The 17,459-nt window shown below is 27.9% G+C and carries 16 protein-coding genes and 1 tRNA gene; 12 read left to right on the forward strand and 5 right to left on the reverse strand.

The features are described 5' to 3' along the window. Nucleotides 1-41: 41 nt before the first annotated feature. Entirely contained in the window at nt 42-941 is a 900-nt protein-coding gene (locus IPM32_14450) for a T9SS type A sorting domain-containing protein (protein ID MBK8946453.1), read from the forward strand. 238 nt (nt 942-1,179) lie between these two features. After that, a complete protein-coding gene (locus tag IPM32_14455) occupies nt 1,180-2,025 on the forward strand; it encodes a TlpA family protein disulfide reductase (GenBank protein MBK8946454.1) in 846 nt (281 codons plus the stop codon). Between the two features lie 785 nt (nt 2,026-2,810). On the opposite strand, the gene IPM32_14460 is transcribed toward IPM32_14455, so the two are convergent. The 5 genes from IPM32_14460 to IPM32_14480 all read right to left on the reverse strand — a co-directional run bounded on the left by IPM32_14460 (nt 2,811) and on the right by IPM32_14480 (nt 5,208). After that, nucleotides 2,811-3,299 (reverse strand): hypothetical protein, encoded by a 489-nt coding sequence (locus tag IPM32_14460; GenBank protein ID MBK8946455.1) that lies wholly within the window; start codon nt 3,297-3,299, stop codon nt 2,811-2,813. 209 nt (nt 3,300-3,508) lie between these two features. Continuing rightward, a complete protein-coding gene (locus tag IPM32_14465) occupies nt 3,509-4,201 on the reverse strand; it encodes a hypothetical protein (GenBank protein MBK8946456.1) in 693 nt (230 codons plus the stop codon). After that, a complete protein-coding gene (locus IPM32_14470; GenBank protein MBK8946457.1) occupies nt 4,188-4,475 on the reverse strand; it encodes a hypothetical protein in 288 nt (95 codons plus the stop codon). The genes IPM32_14465 and IPM32_14470 overlap by 14 nt, the downstream gene beginning before the upstream one ends. Nucleotides 4,476-4,478: 3 nt before the next feature. Continuing rightward, nucleotides 4,479-4,820, reverse strand: a complete 342-nt coding sequence (locus IPM32_14475) for a hypothetical protein (GenBank protein MBK8946458.1) — start codon at nt 4,818-4,820, stop codon at nt 4,479-4,481. Between the two features lie 13 nt (nt 4,821-4,833). Continuing rightward, nucleotides 4,834-5,208 carry a hypothetical protein gene (locus IPM32_14480; protein ID MBK8946459.1) on the reverse strand — a complete coding sequence of 125 codons (375 nt, stop codon included), beginning with the start codon at nt 5,206-5,208 and terminating at the stop codon, nt 4,834-4,836. A gap of 849 nt (nt 5,209-6,057) precedes the next feature. On the opposite strand from IPM32_14480, the gene IPM32_14485 reads away from it, so the two are divergent. The 10 genes from IPM32_14485 (at nt 6,058) to IPM32_14530 (ending at nt 17,454) form a co-directional block, all read left to right on the forward strand. After that, entirely contained in the window at nt 6,058-6,378 is a 321-nt protein-coding gene (locus IPM32_14485) for a hypothetical protein (protein MBK8946460.1), read from the forward strand. A gap of 27 nt (nt 6,379-6,405) precedes the next feature. After that, nucleotides 6,406-7,380, forward strand: a complete 975-nt coding sequence (locus tag IPM32_14490; protein MBK8946461.1) for a tyrosine-type recombinase/integrase — start codon at nt 6,406-6,408, stop codon at nt 7,378-7,380. A gap of 113 nt (nt 7,381-7,493) precedes the next feature. Further along, nucleotides 7,494-7,567, forward strand: a tRNA-Pro gene (locus tag IPM32_14495). Between the two features lie 42 nt (nt 7,568-7,609). Next, the gene (locus IPM32_14500) at nt 7,610-9,082 is read left to right on the forward strand and encodes an amidophosphoribosyltransferase (GenBank protein ID MBK8946462.1); all 1,473 of its coding nucleotides are present in this window, start codon (nt 7,610-7,612) and stop codon (nt 9,080-9,082) included. Beyond that, nucleotides 9,072-13,241, forward strand: a complete 4,170-nt coding sequence (locus IPM32_14505; GenBank protein ID MBK8946463.1) for a S8 family serine peptidase — start codon at nt 9,072-9,074, stop codon at nt 13,239-13,241. Before IPM32_14500 ends, IPM32_14505 begins: the two co-directional genes overlap by 11 nt. A gap of 4 nt (nt 13,242-13,245) precedes the next feature. Next, nucleotides 13,246-13,821: a CDP-alcohol phosphatidyltransferase family protein gene (locus tag IPM32_14510; protein ID MBK8946464.1), complete on the forward strand. Its 576-nt coding sequence runs from the start codon at nt 13,246-13,248 to the stop codon at nt 13,819-13,821. Further along, nucleotides 13,808-14,746 (forward strand): signal recognition particle-docking protein FtsY, encoded by a 939-nt coding sequence (gene ftsY, locus IPM32_14515; GenBank protein MBK8946465.1) that lies wholly within the window; start codon nt 13,808-13,810, stop codon nt 14,744-14,746. The genes IPM32_14510 and ftsY overlap by 14 nt, the downstream gene beginning before the upstream one ends. A 182-nt stretch (nt 14,747-14,928) precedes the next feature. Next, a complete protein-coding gene (locus tag IPM32_14520) occupies nt 14,929-15,702 on the forward strand; it encodes a hypothetical protein (GenBank protein ID MBK8946466.1) in 774 nt (257 codons plus the stop codon). 125 nt (nt 15,703-15,827) lie between these two features. After that, nucleotides 15,828-16,898, forward strand: a complete 1,071-nt coding sequence (gene mnmA / locus IPM32_14525) for a tRNA 2-thiouridine(34) synthase MnmA (GenBank protein ID MBK8946467.1) — start codon at nt 15,828-15,830, stop codon at nt 16,896-16,898. A 13-nt stretch (nt 16,899-16,911) separates the two neighbouring features. Beyond that, nucleotides 16,912-17,454, forward strand: coding sequence for an HNH endonuclease (locus IPM32_14530; protein ID MBK8946468.1), 543 nt, complete (start codon nt 16,912-16,914; stop codon nt 17,452-17,454). Nucleotides 17,455-17,459 lie beyond the last annotated feature (5 nt).

Genomic DNA, 17,459 nt, shown 5'->3' on the forward strand with positions numbered 1-17,459 from the left:
TTATGGGCGGCAAGTTATTTGCACCACCGTTAGGCAACTTTATGAAAAAAATAATCATTCTAATATTTCTAAATTTGAACATTATTTTTCCTCAAAATAATGAACTAAATGAAGCCATATTATATTATCCCTTACATATTGGGGATTATTGGCAATATAGTCTTACTAAGTCCCACTTAGCCGGTTCAAATTATGAGCATTTGGGATATGCAAGTATTGAAATTGTTGGAGACACAGTTTTAGAAAATGAGAAAAGATATTTTCAAAAAAAGTTTGAGAATATGAACAACTATTATATTCTAGACCATTTAAAATCAAAGTACTTAAGAATAGATTCAACCAGTGGAATAGTTTATGGTAAAAGTACAACAGATAATGAATATGCAGTTGATAGTTTGTTAGCAAATATAGATGACTTTACGCAATCATTCAGATTAGTTGACTTAACAACAAAAAATATTCTTGGAAATGATAGACTAACAAAACACTATATCCCATATTGGATTTCAAGTTATGATTATTATGGATGGGAAATATCACAAGGTTTAGGACTTACATACACCTATTATGGAGATGCTACTCAAATGGAAAAGTATGAATACAGATTGTTATATGCAAAAATTAATGGGAATGAATATGGAGAATTAGTTTCAGTGGAATTAGAAAAAACTATATCAAATAATTTTATATTGAACCAAAATTATCCAAATCCATTTAATCCTAATACAACAATAAGTTTTACTCTAGGAAAAGGACAGAATGTAAAATTAAAAATATATAATACACTTGGGGAAATTATTGAAACATTAATTGATAATTATAAAAATCCCGGTTTTTATGAAGTCGAATTCAATGGAATTAAATATTCAAGTGGAATATATTATTATGTTGTTCAAAATGAGGATGTAACTTTAATTAGGAAAATGTTACTATTAAAATAGTTGCCTAACAAACAAATCAACCCGACCGCTTCGCTCAATACTGGTTTGGTTGTAAAATTTAAAAGTGAAAGTTCATTTTAGTCTTTAGTTAAAGTGGAGTACAATTCAGAAAAGTAAGTTGCAGTTTTTGTTGATGAAAATTAAAAACTGCTTATAAAATAAACCATTCATTATTAAATAAAATTGTTGTTTTGGGCGGACGGGTTATTTGCCACGCCGTTATACGTTTTGAGGAAATATGAAAAATATACTTTTATTTATTTTTATTTTAATAATAATTTCGTGTCAAAATAAACAATCAAATTTTGTAATAACAGACTTTCAAAATGGATTACCTCAAGAAATAAAGTTTACCTGGGAAAATACTTTTTTTACTCAAATTGAGGGAGGAGACTATTTTAAGAAGATATATTTGATTTCACGTGATTCACTTAAATCTGAAAATAATTTAGCTATTGCACCAATTCAATTAAATGGTAATTTTTCTTTTTTCAGAATCAACTTTGAGAAAATAGATGATAACTTATTTAGATCTGCAATTAATCTTAATACTGAAAATGAAGATTTATTATCAAAACTAATTTTACAAATTGACTTAGAACAAAAACAATTAAAATATAAATGGGAAAATACTGATTCAGCAAATATAAAATATCCAACAATTATTCAAGAGTATAAATTAAAAGTTGGAAAAACTTTTCCAATTGTTAAGATCGAGACTCAAGAAGGCAATTGGACAAACGAAAATAATAATAAAATTATTTTAATAAACTGGTGGGCAACTTCTTGTATTCCTTGTATTGAAGAAATTCCCGGCCTCAATAAATTAGTTGAAAAATATAAAAATGAATCAGTTGAATTTCTTTCAATAATCTGGGATGCTGAGAACTTAGATAAATTTTTATCAAAGCATAAATTTAATTATCTTCATGGATATTCAAGCGAATATTTAACTTCACTTTTAGGTGAAACTTTCCCCAGAAATATTATTATAAATAGAAATGGTGATATTCTGTATAATAAATTGGGTGCAACAAAAGATACTCATTTAGAATTAGATAAGATAATATCTAAATATTTATAAAAACGTATAACCAGCAAATGCCAATGACCACTTTTTATAATGTGCGAAACATGGCTAATTAAGTTTTTATATTTGTTTTTATTCATACATCTCAAAAATCACATTCTTCCATTTAATAAATTTAGTTTTATGGTTTTGAAAAGGTGATCTTTTATTCCGGAAAATAGTATCTGAATAAACAATAGCGTAAGTTTTATATACAATTGAATCGTGAAAATTCTGCGTGAAATAAAACCATGCTGATGAATCGATATCTACGAGAGTGTTGACAGTATCGACCAAATAGGTTAAAAGAGTATCGTATTCAATTACTTTGAAGGAATCTATTTTAACGATTTCCAAAGTATCAAAAATTACTTGTGGTTTTTGATCACTGGGTTGGCAGGAAGGAAAAAGTAAAAAGTTAAAAGTGAAAAGTAAAACCATGCCTAGCGGCCGGCAAGCGTGAAAAGTAAAACGAGAAACGAGAAAGGAGAAGTTATGCCTAGCGGCAGGTAAAAGTAAAAACAAAATGGGGATAAATAAAAAGTACTTCATCTTCTGACCTCGACATTTTTACGATTTCTTGTGCATCCGCATGTGCCATGCCTAACATGCCTATCAGCAGTCAAGCCGGCAGGCAAGCTTGTGTGTTTTGTTTTTACATCATACAGTCTGGATTGAAACAAATTATTGCAATGACATGATCCGTTATCCGTTGGCTAACGGAAACGGATAAACCGATTGAATTTCTGTGAATATCACTTCCGGTATGACGGATAAATTTTATTTTATTTTGCATAGTTTTAGTACCTCATATTATTTTGCATAACTTTATTATAAACTGTAAAATTCTTTTCATCTTTTACCGCGATTAAATTTCTGCACTTATTGTTTTTTGGATCATTAAGATTTGAGATGTGAATCCACTCGCTGAATTCCAAAATAAGCTGATCATATTTAAACCTACCAGCGTTTGCCAAATAAATAATCTTATAAAATACATCTTCCACGTCAAAACCCGGAATTATAAAATCGGCTGCCTTACCTTGACAATGTTTTGAATTAAAACTTCCGCCGATTCTTGAATTTAATTCCTTGCTTCTGAAACCGGATGTAATGATTATTGGTTTATTGTAATAAGCCCTAATTGGCTCCAAGACATTTCTGCATAATAATTTCATATTATTTATATGCTGTTGATTAGGAATATTTTTTATATTGAGCCTAACAGCGGTTTGAGATTTGTGGAATTCCGATAAATAAAAATGTTCTGAAAGTTGAATATCCGGCATATTAATTTTTATAAAAAATATTGAAAAATTTATGAGTAAGGATTTTAGAATAGTAAGAGCAGTTAGAGCAATAATATTTAAAATATCTGCTGTAGATTATTGAATAGATTTCAATAAAAGTAAAAGGGATTTTAATTGAGAATAAAACTTTTGCTTTTCTTACTTTAATAAATTTATTACCGCAAAAAGAACATCTTTTTGAAGATTCTTCAATTAGCGGCGGAGTTAATATTTTCAAGTTTTTCATAAATTTTTGTCGATGCCGAAAGATTTTTACCTTCCGTGATTAAAGTGTTAATTTCATTATATTCTTGATTAGAGAACAAAGAAACATTTTCGAGGAGCAATGTTTTTGTTTCTTTTGTTAAGAGTTCCTTATCTGATGGAATAACTGAGGAGCTTTCTTTTTTTCTTTCTTTATTTCTTTCTTTAGACGAACCGTTACTTTCATCAAGATTTATTGTTATTGTATCGTTACTTTCACCAAGATTTACTGTTAATGTACCATTACCTTCTTGATACTGTGTTGATACAGTATCGTTACCGCACTTATCGGCAGACAAGCCGTACCTATCGGTAGGCAAGCTGTAATGATTTGGTTTTGGTTCCGGAATTACGGAATCTTGAGGTTTGGGAACGAATTGGTGATTTTTCCAGCCATGAATTTTTATCACTTTTTCATCTGAAATAATAAGATTAAGATCGTGCAGATTTCTAATTGAATTGGATAAATAATCTTGAGTTAAATTATTGCATGGAAAAATTGATGCTTTAATAGAAAGAAGATCATACCAAAGTTTACCGTAGTCATCAGCGATAGAGAATAAACCAATAAAAAGAAGTTTCTCAAAATCGTTACATCTAAGAAACTTTCTGTTGGTCCATATGCTAGGATTTATCATTCGTTTGCGCATGAGTAACCGAATTTAATATGTGGAAGATTTCATTAAAATTGATTGGTGTAATGCTAATGTTGAATTTTTCTTGAAAATATTTTTTGAATGATTCACGAAATTGAACCGAGTCAAAGAAATTATAGAGACGAAAATATTTTATATCGTTAGGATAAATTTGGTTGAAGGTCCATAAAACATCTTGATCAATTTCATGGAAATTTTTAATGTCTTTTACTTCATCCGAGATATTTAGGAATAAAGTTATGGGTTCGTTTTCCATTTATTAATCCAAATTATTTAAGGTAGGTTCTTTAGATTCTTTGAAGTTTAATTCGTGCTGCAGAACTCCAATAACAGTATCACTATCAGAAATAATAAATCCGTTTTTATCGAGCTGGGTTGTTAGTTTAATGGATTTAATACCCGGATGTTTTTCTTTTATTTTATAGGAAATACTGCCGAAACGTTCATCCTTACTTGGGAAAATATTTATTTCCAAAGTAACTTGAGTTTCAACTCCATGATTTAAAGCTGAGAACTGTACCCGTTCAAAAGCTTTCTGCATATCGGCGGCGAGAGTACCATCGCCGATTTCAAAAAATGCCATTTTTCTTTTTTCGTTCATTTAAGCTCCATAGTTAAAGTAATTTTAATTGATTTGGATCTTCTGTAGGAAAGGCTAAGTTTATCATTTTATCTATTTTGCCGGTTAAAGCAAGAATTGATTTAGCACGTTCTGAATAATAACTGCGACCATTGATTGCTTCGTTTCTATTTTTTGCGATGTAATAACCATTGCCGGAAGAAAAAACCAAATGAAAAGGCTTTTTTAAAAGTGAATAATAGATTTGATCATTTTGAATTTCTTTAAATAGAGATACAATTTTCTTATTGTAGTTGAAAAAATCAGCTTCTTTGATTTTGTACTTATGGAAAAAGTAATAAGCATCAAGCGGTTTTTCAAAGGATGAAAAGTTTATAAGTTCGAATAAAAGAGTTTCTTTCGAAATCATATCAGAATACCAAAAAAAAAAAAAAAATACAGTAAACGAGATTCCTAAAAAGTTTGGGTGCGGGTCAAACTTTAGAAGAAAATAACGATTACTGTATTATTTATATATTAAAGATTTAATATAATAAAATATAAAATTAAATAAAGAAAATTTTTTATCTGCAATTGAAAAACTTGAAGATTTTTTTTTAAATGTATAAACGCAATAATTTCTATTGGATTCAATGCTAACCATCATTTTCAACCTCAAGGTTTGAATATCTTTTATGACTTAATTTATTTGCCGTAATAAAGATTTTAAGATGCAGATTTGGATTTGACTGCAAAGACTCGATAAAATTATCCAGGTCTTTGCGATAAATTTTAGGTTTCTTATAACCGGGAAGAAATGTGAGTCGGATTAAGTTATGAGAAATAAGAAATCTAAGCCAAAAGATATTTATGTTAAGATAATTTGAAGCACCGGAAAAGTTAAATAAACCCCCCTTGAAATCATTTATTTGTTTTTCTAGTGCCTCAACTCTTTTAATTAGAGAAGAATTAGTTTTTTCGTTCAGTTCCAACTTTGGAGATTCCGTCTAAAATTATGGATTCAACGAAGTATTTAATTTTGAGATTATTGGTCTTTGTAAAGCGAGTAAGCTTTTTATGAACTTTTTTTGAGATTTGAATAGTAGTATCTTGATTATTTGGATTCATAATATTACCTTTATACTAAGATATATAAAAATATAGAAATAAATATCTAATAAGATATATAAATATAGCTATAAAGATATTTACAAGCAAATTAATTATTCAAATAGATATATTATAAATTGCAACAAAATTTAAAAAAAGGGCGGGTAATATGGAAGAATTCGATATTGAGGGATTCTCCGAACGGTTAAAAGAAATAGCAATTGTACAATTTGGCAGCATAAAAAATTTATCGGAAAAAAGTGGGGTTGCTAATATTTCTATGTATACTCAAAAAAACGCACGAGAGCCGAGAGCTTCGGTATTGGCAAAATTGGCAAACGTGGGCGTTGATGTAAACTATTTGTTAACGGGAAACGCTTCACAAATTAATAGTAATACAAATGAGATTCATAAGCTAAAAGCAGAGATTTATGATTTACGTGAGATGGTGAATGATTTACGAAACAAAAATAAATCCATTGACAAATGATTTGTTGAACAAATAAAAACTTTTTGTATGGCTTCAATATTCTCTAAACGTGGCGAACTTTGGTTGGGGTGGATCGAACATCAAAACGGGAGCAAGATTCACCCGCAAATAAACTTAAATTTAGTCGACAATAAGCAGAACAGAAAAATAGCACTTGAGATAAAAAAGAAGAAAGAGTACGAATTAAAGCATACCGAAATATTTTACGTAAAGAAATTAAAAGTTGCGGAAGCAAAAGAAACTTTCCTTGAAATTAAGAAGAAGAAAAAAAAGAATACCTTTCTAATTTATGATTATTCTTTGCAGAAATTGAATAATTATGATGAAAAATTTATTAACGAAATAAGTAAAAAGGATATTGATAAGATTGTAGAAATCTTAAAAACTGAGGGAAAGAAGGAACAATCAATTATCACATACTTAAAGCATATCAAAATATTTTTTGATTACTGTTTAAAAAACAAGTTAGTTACAAGTAATCCGGTAATAATTCCGAAAGCAACAATCAATAATGTAGTAAAAGTTATTAGTGATGATGAAATTAAGGAAATTTTAGAGTATTTTAGAGAAAGAAATAAAAAACATTATTATCTTTTAGAATTATTGAATAATACGGGTTTGCGTGTAAGTGAATTGTTGAGTATTAAGTGGGAAGATATTAATTTTAATAAGAAAACAATAGTAATAAGAAATACAAAAGGGAACAGAGACGAAGAAATAATATTAACCGATACAGCAGAACGAATATTGAACGAAATGCCACGTGTTAATGAGCGGTTATTTGATTATAAGAGTAGACAATCGTTAAAAGGCATAAAAAGAGAATTAGCTAAGTTCGGTTATTCATTTCATGATTTTAGGCGGACATTCGGAACAAGATGTGCAAGAATATTGAAACCTTATGAACTTAAAAAAGTAATGAGACACAAAGATATAAGAACGACTGATAAGTATTATATAAATATAGAGTTGGATGAAATAAGGAGTAAGATTAATTTTTGATGGTTGCAGATTGGTTGCAGAAATTAAATAAAACTGTACAAAATTGTACAAAAACAGAAACAAGAAAAGAAAGAAAAGTAACAAATATTGCTAAAATAGCATAAAAATAAACTCGGAACGTAGCGCAGTCCGGTAGCGTACTTGAATGGGGTTCAAGGGGTCGCGGGTTCAAATCCCGCCGTTCCGACTCTTAATCATCTCTAACTAAATTTTCGGAAAAAAATTGAAAATTGATAAACCTCAATGTCATTGTGGTATTTTTGGTATTTTTGGTGTAAAAAATCCCGCTGTTTATACTTATTATGGTCTCCATTCACTCCAACATAGAGGACAAGAGGCGAGTGGAATAATTTCTGCTTCAAAGACTGATACCGGAAAAGTTAAATTTAATATTCATAAAGGTATAGGATTAGTTTCAGAAGTGTTTTCAAATTCTGAAGTTTTTGAATCAAAATTATTAGGTTTTTCTGCAATAGGACATAACAGATATTCAACTACCGGAGCATCTGAATCAGAAAAAAATATCCAGCCATTTAAAGTTAATTATAGAATGGGAAATCTTGCCATTGCTCATAATGGTCAATTGACAAATGCAGATATAATTAGAAAAGAATTGATTGATGACGGAGCAATTTTCCAAACAACGAGTGATACAGAAGTAATTTTACACTTAATTGCAAGATGTAAACTTGCATCACAAATTGATCAAGTTTTAGAAGCATTAAGAAAAGTTGAGGGAGCATATTCTGTTGTTATTCTAACTGATGATAAATTAATTGCTGCAAGAGATCCACATGGTTTTAGACCTTTGGTACTTGGCAAAATTGATAATTCTTTCGTTATTGCTTCGGAAACTTGCGCTTTCGATATAAACAGAATTGAATACATTAGAGATATTGAACCCGGTGAATTAATAATTATTGATAAGGATTCTTCAAATGTTGAAGAAATTAAATCTCATAAAATAAATTCTGAAAAAGTTGAAAAGAAACATTGTGTTTTTGAGTTCATTTATTTTTCAAGACCGGATAGCAGAATATTTGGATCAAATGTTGATAAAATGAGAAGAAAGCTCGGAAAAGTTTTGGCAAGTCATCATCCGGTTTTCCCCGATAAATCAGATGAAAAAGTAATAGTAATAAGTGTTCCGGATAGTTCAAATACAGTTGCTATTGGTTATCAAACTCAACTTGAAAAAATGGGAATTCGCTCAAAACATGAAATTGGATTAATTAGAAGTCATTATATTGGTAGAACATTTATTTTACCCGGACAAGGAAAAAGAGAAGTTGGTGTCAGAATTAAATTCAATACAGTAAAAGGTGTATTGGAAGATAAAAAAGTTGTTTTAATTGATGATTCAATTGTAAGAGGTACAACTTCTAAACAATTAATTAAGCTAATTAAAGAAGCTGGAGCGCGATCTATTCATGTAAGAATCTCATCTCCGCCAATTTTGCATCCATGTTACTACGGAATGGATTTTCCTTCATCTGAAGAATTAATTGCTAATAGATTTAATGGCGATATTAAGAAAATTGAAAATTATCTCGGAGTTGATTCTTTATCATATATGACTTTAGATCAAATGTTGGAAGCAATGGTTGATCATACACCAGATAATTTTTGTACAGCATGCTTTTCGGGAAATTACCCAGTTCCGGTAAATACTAATTTCGAAAAGTCAGCTTATGAAATTTAAACTTGCAATTATATTTTTTTTAACTTGCAATTATATATTTCCGCAAACTAAGTACTTTATAAAATATAAAGATCATGTACCTATTGAAGAATGCAAACAACATCTTTCCCAAAAAATAAAAAACGTAAAATTATCAAACCGATTTAATCAAACTCCCAAAAGCATTTATTCTAAAAATATATTTGATAGAATTTTCACTATTAACATTCCAAGTGACCAAGAATCAATATTATTAGAATTGAAAAGTAATTCTGAAATTGAGTATATACAAAAATCTGTAAACTATAAAATTGATTTAGCTCCGATTGATTCTTTGTACGATGAACAATGGGGATTGCAAAATATTAATGCTGAGAAATCTTGGGATTTAATTCCGCAAAATTCAGAAACTATTATTTTAGCTTTAATTGATACTGGAATAGATTATTTGCATCCCGATTTGAAAAATCAAATATTCAGAAATCAAGGTGAATTAGGAATTGATAAAAATGGAAATAATAAATCAAATAATGGAATTGACGATGACGAAAATGGTTTTGTTGATGATTTTTCGGGGTGGGATTTTGTTAACAAGACTGAAATTTATAATTCTGAGATTAATTATGATTTTACAAATTGGGATAACGATCCTATTGATGAACACGGTCACGGTACAAACATTGCCGGAATTATTGGCGCAGAACATAATGAAATTGGAATTGCTGGAATAAATCCAAAAATAAAAATATTAAATTTACGTGCATTTGATAAAAATGGTAATGGTGAAGAAGATGATGCCGCTTCTGCAATTATTTATGCAGTAAATATGGGTGCAAAGATTATTAATATGAGCTGGGGTGATTCAGAATATTCTCAAGTTTTAAAAGATGTTTTAGATTTTGCATATTCAAATGGTGTAATATTGGTAGGGAGTTCCGGCAATTCTGGTTCCAATCTTCCACACTATCCTTCAAGTTTTTCTAATGTAATAAGTGTTGGTGCAATTCAGAAAGATAAAACAATAGCAAGTTTCTCAAACTATGGTTCTACAATTGATTTAGTTGCACCGGGTTCACAAGTAATTACAACAAATTTGAATAATAGTTACAAATCGGTAAGTGGAACATCTATTTCTACTCCGTTTGTTAGTGCAGCAATTTCAATTATTCTATCATTCAATAATTTTAACAACGAAGAAATTAAACAAATAATTAAAACAACTTGTAATGATTTGGGTGAAGCAGGATGGGACGATAAGTTTGGTGCCGGAAATTTAGATTTAGAAAAAGCTTTAAAATTTTTATTACCTTCTGAAATAAAAATTAACTATCCTCCAAATGAATTTTATACTTCTGAAGAAAATATTAAAATAAATATTTCTTGTATTTCACCAAGTTTCAAATCTTATAATTTGCAATATGGTATTGGGCTTAATCCAACACGTTGGATTAATATTGATTTGCAAAATAATCAATACCAAATTTTGAATGAAGATGTTTATAGTTTTGATCTATCAAAATTAGTTGATACAACTTATACAATTCAACTTTATTTAAATACAATTGACAACAAGACTATTATTGAAAGATCTTATTTTACTATTGATAGAACACAACCGGAAATTCTGTCATTTAGTTTCTCTACAATTATATTAAACGATGAAGAAACTTTGCAAGCTTCAATAATTTCCGATGATAAAACTTCTGCGCAAATATTTTTTAGAAATAAATTTTCAAATGATAATTTTCAATCAACCTATTTAGATGAATTTAATTCCGATATAAAAAATATTTCACAAAAACACTTTAGTTTTATTCCGACTAACCTAATTAAGAATAATTTAGATATTGAATTTTACTTTGTTGTTACAAATCAAGCTGGAAAACAAATTTTGATTAAGGATGGTGATAATTTTTTCACATCTGAAAACTCTTTTAAAAAAAATCTGCAAAGTTATGAAAAGAAAAATTATACAATTCAAAGTGGAAGAATTTTTCCTAATAAAATTAAATTTAATGGATTGGAAAATAATTTTTTGCTTGTGAATGAAATTTTATCCGCAACCGATTTAAGTATTTTTGAATTTCAAAATTCTCAATTTGTAAAAGTAAATTCCTTGAAAAATCGTATTCCAATTTCTGTTGGTAATTTTAATGATAACGAAAATACGGAAATATTAAGTCTGTTTGTAAAAAGTGGATTTATTGAAACTCAGATTGAAAATGGAAGTATTAATTTTAGAAATGTTTTTAATGATTCATCACAAACATTTTGGCCGGCTTTAGCAGAAAATATTGATAGCGATTCAAATATTGAAATTATTGCTTTCAGCGATGATCGAACAATTTCTATTTGGGAAGTTCAAAATGATTTTCAGATGATCAAAGAAAACGATTTACAAATTTATAATTCCAATAATAATCAAAATTCAATTTTTAGAAATAATGAAATTTTAGTAGGAGATTTTGATAACGACTTAAGTAATGAAATTTGTGCATCGGATAATTTTGGAAATCTAATTTTTTATGAAATTAAAAATCATGGAAATTTTACAAATGATTTTTTGATTAAAATATTTTCCGGATATGAATCTCAAACCCAAATGGCAAAAGGAGATTTTAACGGTGATGGAATTTTAGATATTGCTTCATTAACAAAAATTGATGATAAAAATTATGAATTACCGATTTTTCATGTTTCGGTTTTTTCATTTATAGAAAATAAATTTGAGCGAATTTTTGAGAAATCAATATTAAAAACGGATGAAAATTTTACAAGCAGTTTCGATAAATCATATTCATCTATAAGATTTGCAAACATTATTGATGACGAAAAAGAGGAATTAATTATTTCTCAAAATCCGAATTTGTACATTTTTGAATTTGATGAAGAAATTGACAATTTAATTTTCCACCTGACAAACGTAAATTCGCAATCTATTTTTTGGGGAGATATTGACGAAAATGGAATAAATGAAATTGGTATTCCCCAAAATGATTTAATCAACTTTTTTGAATTAAATAATAAATCTGAAATTATTACTCCGCAAATTATAGATTACTATTCAATAGATTCAATAAAAAGTTATTTTGAATGGAAATCTGAAAATTCCCAAACAATTATTTATAAAGGAAAGAATCCGCAAAATTTGGCAAAATATGATTCGACTTTTAACAATTACTATATAGATTCAGTTAGTTCAAATGAAACGTATTTTTACGCAATTCAAATAAAAAATATCTTAAATAATTCAGTATCAAATAAAAGTAAAATAATTTCAATTTTTTCACATGCTCCCGGAAATTTCATTTCACTAAAAATATTGAATCAAAATTCAATTGAATTACTATTTTCAATTCATGTTGATAAAAGTTCTATAAAATTAAATAACATTTTTATAAATGATGAAAATCCAAATTCATTTGTTTTTAGTTCAGAAAAAAGTCTAATAATTTTCACTAACTCAAAATTGGAAAGTGATGATAACAATTTAATTTTTAAAAACTTTCGAGATATTTATAACACACCGTTTCCTGATTCATCGATAAATTTCCAAACTGATTTTAATAATTTCACAGAAAACGAGTTACTAATAATAAATTTTAAAATAATAGATAATTATAAAATAAATATTATTTTTAATTTTAATTTAGATTCATTAACTGCTCTAAATATAAATAATTATGAGTTTTTACCTAAAAATAATATTAAGCAATTAAATCTGGATAAATTTGAGGGAAAATCTTTAAATGTTATAGTTGAAAACCCAATTGGATCTGTTGGAAAAGATTATATTTTATCAATAAAAAATATTTTTTCATCCAAAGAAAGCGGATATTTCCCAATCAAAGAAAATGCGGGAAGTCAAATTATTTTAACTTCTAATTCAGAAAATCTCAATAAAATATTTGTTTATCCAAATCCAGTAAATTTAAATGAAGTTGAGGAAATGACTTTTGCAAATTTAACTCAATTTGCAGAAATTCTAATCTATTCATTAGATGGTATATTTGTGAAAAAATTAGTTGAAAATGACGGAAACGGTGGAATTTCATGGAATTTAATTAATGAAAATAATATCAAAATTTCTTCCGGAATATATATTTTTAAAGTAATTTCTAAAGATTTTGAAGGTAAAAATATTCAAGAAAAGTTAGGTAAATTTGCTGTAATTCGGTAAAATTATGAAAATTCAATTAAATAAAATTCATACAATTTCAAATTATATAAGTTTTTTAAGATTACTTCTCGCAATTCCAATTTTTTATTTCATCAGTAATATAAATGAAATTTCGGGATCACGAATTATTTTAGTTTCGATTTATTTATTTGCTTTTTTAACAGATATTCTTGATGGATATTTTGCACGAAAATTTAATGAAATTTCTGAGCTTGGTAAAATAATTGATCCTCTTGCAGATAAAATTCTGGTAATTATGATTGTGTTTTTTCTTTTTTACTTTAATATCATTTCAGAATTTTACTTTTGGTTAATTGTTTTGCGGGATTTAATTATCTTTACCGGCGGAATTTTTGTGAGTAAAAAAATCGGTTTTGTTTTACCTTCAAATTATTTAGGAAAAGCAACGGTTTTATCAATCGGAATTTATATTATAATTGTTACGCTGGGATATAATTCTTCGCACATTTCTCATCAAATTTTCTATTATTTATCAATTATTTTAAGTTTTCTCTCAGTAATTATTTATGCATTGAGAGGATATAAAGAAATTAAAAAGGGTAAAAATGAAGTTGTTTAAAAATCTTAATTTTGGAAAACTTAAAGACGGATTAACCAAAACCAGAGAGAAAATATTTAATAGTATTTCTGAAACAATTAGCGGAAAAGCTAAAATTGATGATGAAGTTTTAGATGAACTTGAAGAAATTTTAATTTCAAGCGATATTGGAATGGAAACCGCCGAAAGAATTATTGAATCAACTCGAAAATCCTTAAAGAATGAAAAAGAAAGATCAGAAGAAAAAATTATTGAAATTCTTAAAAATGAATTGATTTTACTTCTTGAAGAAAAAAGTTCTAAAGTTACAGAATATGATCTTATTGAAAAATTTAAACCATACGTTATTTTAATTGTTGGAGTAAATGGTGCTGGCAAAACAACAACAATTGGAAAACTTGCGCATAATTATAAAAAAGCTGGATTGAAAGTCGTTATTGGTTCTGCAGATACTTTTAGAGCTGCGGCCAATGAACAATTGGAAATTTGGGCAAATAGAGCTGGAGTTGAAATTATTCAACGGGAGCATGGTTCCGATCCTTCTTCTGTTGCATTTGATACTTTAACTTCTGCAAAAAAAAGTAATGCAGATATTGTAATAATTGATACTGCCGGAAGATTGCATACAAAAACAAATTTAATGGAAGAATTAAAAAAAATTAAACGTGTTTTAAATAAAGTTTTAGATTTTGCACCAAATGATACATTTTTGGTAATAGATGGAAATACCGGTCAAAATGGTTTAACACAAGCTCAAGAATTTGCAAAATCAACAGAATTAACTGGACTGATTGTAACAAAACTTGATGGAACCGCAAAAGGCGGAATAATTTTTCAAATAACTGCTGAACAAAATATTCCCGTAAAATATATAGGAGTTGGAGAGGGAATTGAAGATCTTCAAACTTTTGATGCAAAAGAATTTGTGAATGCAATTTTTGGGTAAAATCCATTCTTATTTTTTAATAATTGATTTTACAATAAAAACTAACTTTTTCGTTAAAGTGTACAATTAATCATACATGTATTTTATACTAAAATATACACAAAAATAAATTAAATTAAGTTTTTACATTATAAATTCGGCACAATATTGGAGGTTCTAAATTAAAAAGTTGTGCTGAGTTTATGAAAACTGCAATTATTACTTTTTTCATTTTCGTAATTGTAAATCTTTCTTCAAACATTCAATATTCTCAAACAAGAAACTTAAATCACAGAGTAAAAGAAAGAAAACAAACTGAAGAAAGAAACACAAATAAAAATGATAAACAACCTGGAAGAACAAGAAATGATGAATCTATAAATGATGAAATTCCAAAAAGAAAAAAAGAAAATCCAAGAATTGAAGAAACCAAAATTTCAAATCCGGTGAAATCTAATCGTCCAATTATAAAACCACAAAAACCCATTTATATTGAAGAAATAATAGAAATTCCGGTAGAAACATTTATTGTTGAAACTCCAGAAAATAAAAAATTTACAATAGATGATGTTTATCCAAATTTTCCGTTAAGATTTATTGAAGCAGAAATAAGTTATATTTATTCGGTAAAGAATGAAGATGATGAAAAATATACAGATTTTTATGAATTAAATTTCAGTATAAAACCTAAAACCGATTCTTACTTTTCTCAATTTGGAATTCAGATTTTCAGTTCGAATGATTACGAATATATTCAAATTTTTAATGAAGATGAAAATACTTTATTTCAAGATAGTACGTATAATTTTGTTTCAGAGATTGAATTGGAAAAATCCGGTTATGTAAATTTAAGAATCGGATTTTATGATAAAATCGAGGAAATATTTTATCCCGCAATTGAAATTCCAAATAAAACAGATTTTTTGATTTTTGTTAAAAATGTTGATGAAAAAATTTTATTAGAAGAATTAATATAATTTTAACATACCTAATTCAACTTCAGCGATTGCTAATTCTATAGATTCTTTACCTACAATTACCTAAATTATTTCCTAAAATTTTTGAAAGATTTATTTTGAATAAAAATAGAGTTATAGTTGCAATGAGCGGCGGAGTTGATTCATCTGTTGCGGCAGCTTTACTAAAAAATCAAGGTTTTGATGTAATCGGAATTACAATGAAAACTTGGGGATTTATGGAAGTCGGTGGAGCACCAAAACATGAATCCGGCTGCTGCTCTTTAGATGCAATCTTTGATGCAAAAAGTATTGCCACAAAATTTGGATTTCCACATTATACTGTTGATTTTACAAAAGCTTTTGAGGAAAATGTAATTACAGATTTTGTCGAAGAATATTTAAATGGAAGAACTCCAAATCCATGTGTAATTTGCAACAGAAAAATTAAATGGGAAGAACTTTTAACAAAAGCAGATTCTTTAGATGCTTTTTATGTTGCAACCGGACATTATGCAAAAGTTGAATATAATAATTTAACAAATCGTTATTGCCTAAAATTAGGAAATGATACAAACAAAGATCAGACTTACGCACTTTGGGGTTTAACACAAAAAAGTTTAAGCAGAACATTATTTCCTTTAAGTGATTTTACAAAAACTGAAGTTCGTAAAATAGCTGAAGAATTAGGAATCAAAACTGCAAATAAACCGGATAGCCAAGAAATATGTTTTGTATCAGATAATAATTATGAAAGATTTTTACGTGAAAGAGTTCCAGATGAAATGGAAAAAGTTGAAAAAGGTGATTTAATTTTTGAAGGCGAAAAAGTTGGAAATCACAAAGGAATTCCTTTTTATACAGTTGGACAAAGAAAAGGTCTTGGAATTGCTTTAGGAAAACCGGTTTATGTTAAATCAATAAATAAAGAAAATAATATTGTTGAATTAGGAAATGCCGAAGATTTATTCAAAACAAATGTAATTGCAGATCAAATTAACTATGTAAGTGTTGATAAATTGGAAATTGGAAATATTGTGAAAGCTAAAATTAGATATTCCGATAAAGGTTCATTAGCAAAAGTTGTTGACGCAAATTCTGATAAAATTATTTTGGAATTTTTGGAACCAAAAAGAGCAATTACTCCTGGACAATCTTTAGCAGTTTATGACGAGCAAGGATATTTATTAGCTGGTGGCATTATTTCAAAAGAATAAAAAGTAAAATGAGATTGGAGGCAATTTCGAACACACATATTCAAATAATGGTGTATTAAATGCACGAGTACTTTTACTAAATCAAAGTTATGAACCGCTTACATTATGCTCCGCAAAGAAAGCTGTTGTTTTGGTTTATTTAAGAAAAGCTGAACTAATTAAAGAAAATCCCAAACTTATTGTTAGGTCTGTTTCAACATCATTGCCATGGCCAAGCGTAATTCGATTAAAAACTTATATTAAAATTCCACATAATAATATAAATCTTACCAGAAAAAATATTTTAAGAAGAGATAATCACAAATGTGCATATTGCGGAAGAGGAGATTTGGCATTTACTGTTGATCATGTAATTCCAAAATCAAAAGGTGGAAAAGATTCTTGGGAAAATTTAGTTGCCGCTTGTCTTCCATGTAATAACAAAAAAGGTGATAGAACACCCGAAGATGCTGAAATGAAATTAAGAATTATTCCTCACAAGCCAAATCATATTATGTTTATTCTAAATTCCATCAGCAGAATTGATGAAAATTGGAAACCATATTTGTTTCAATAATAGGG

This window comes from Ignavibacteriota bacterium (genome assembly GCA_016716225.1).
Classification (GTDB): Bacteria; Bacteroidota; Ignavibacteria; order Ignavibacteriales; family Melioribacteraceae.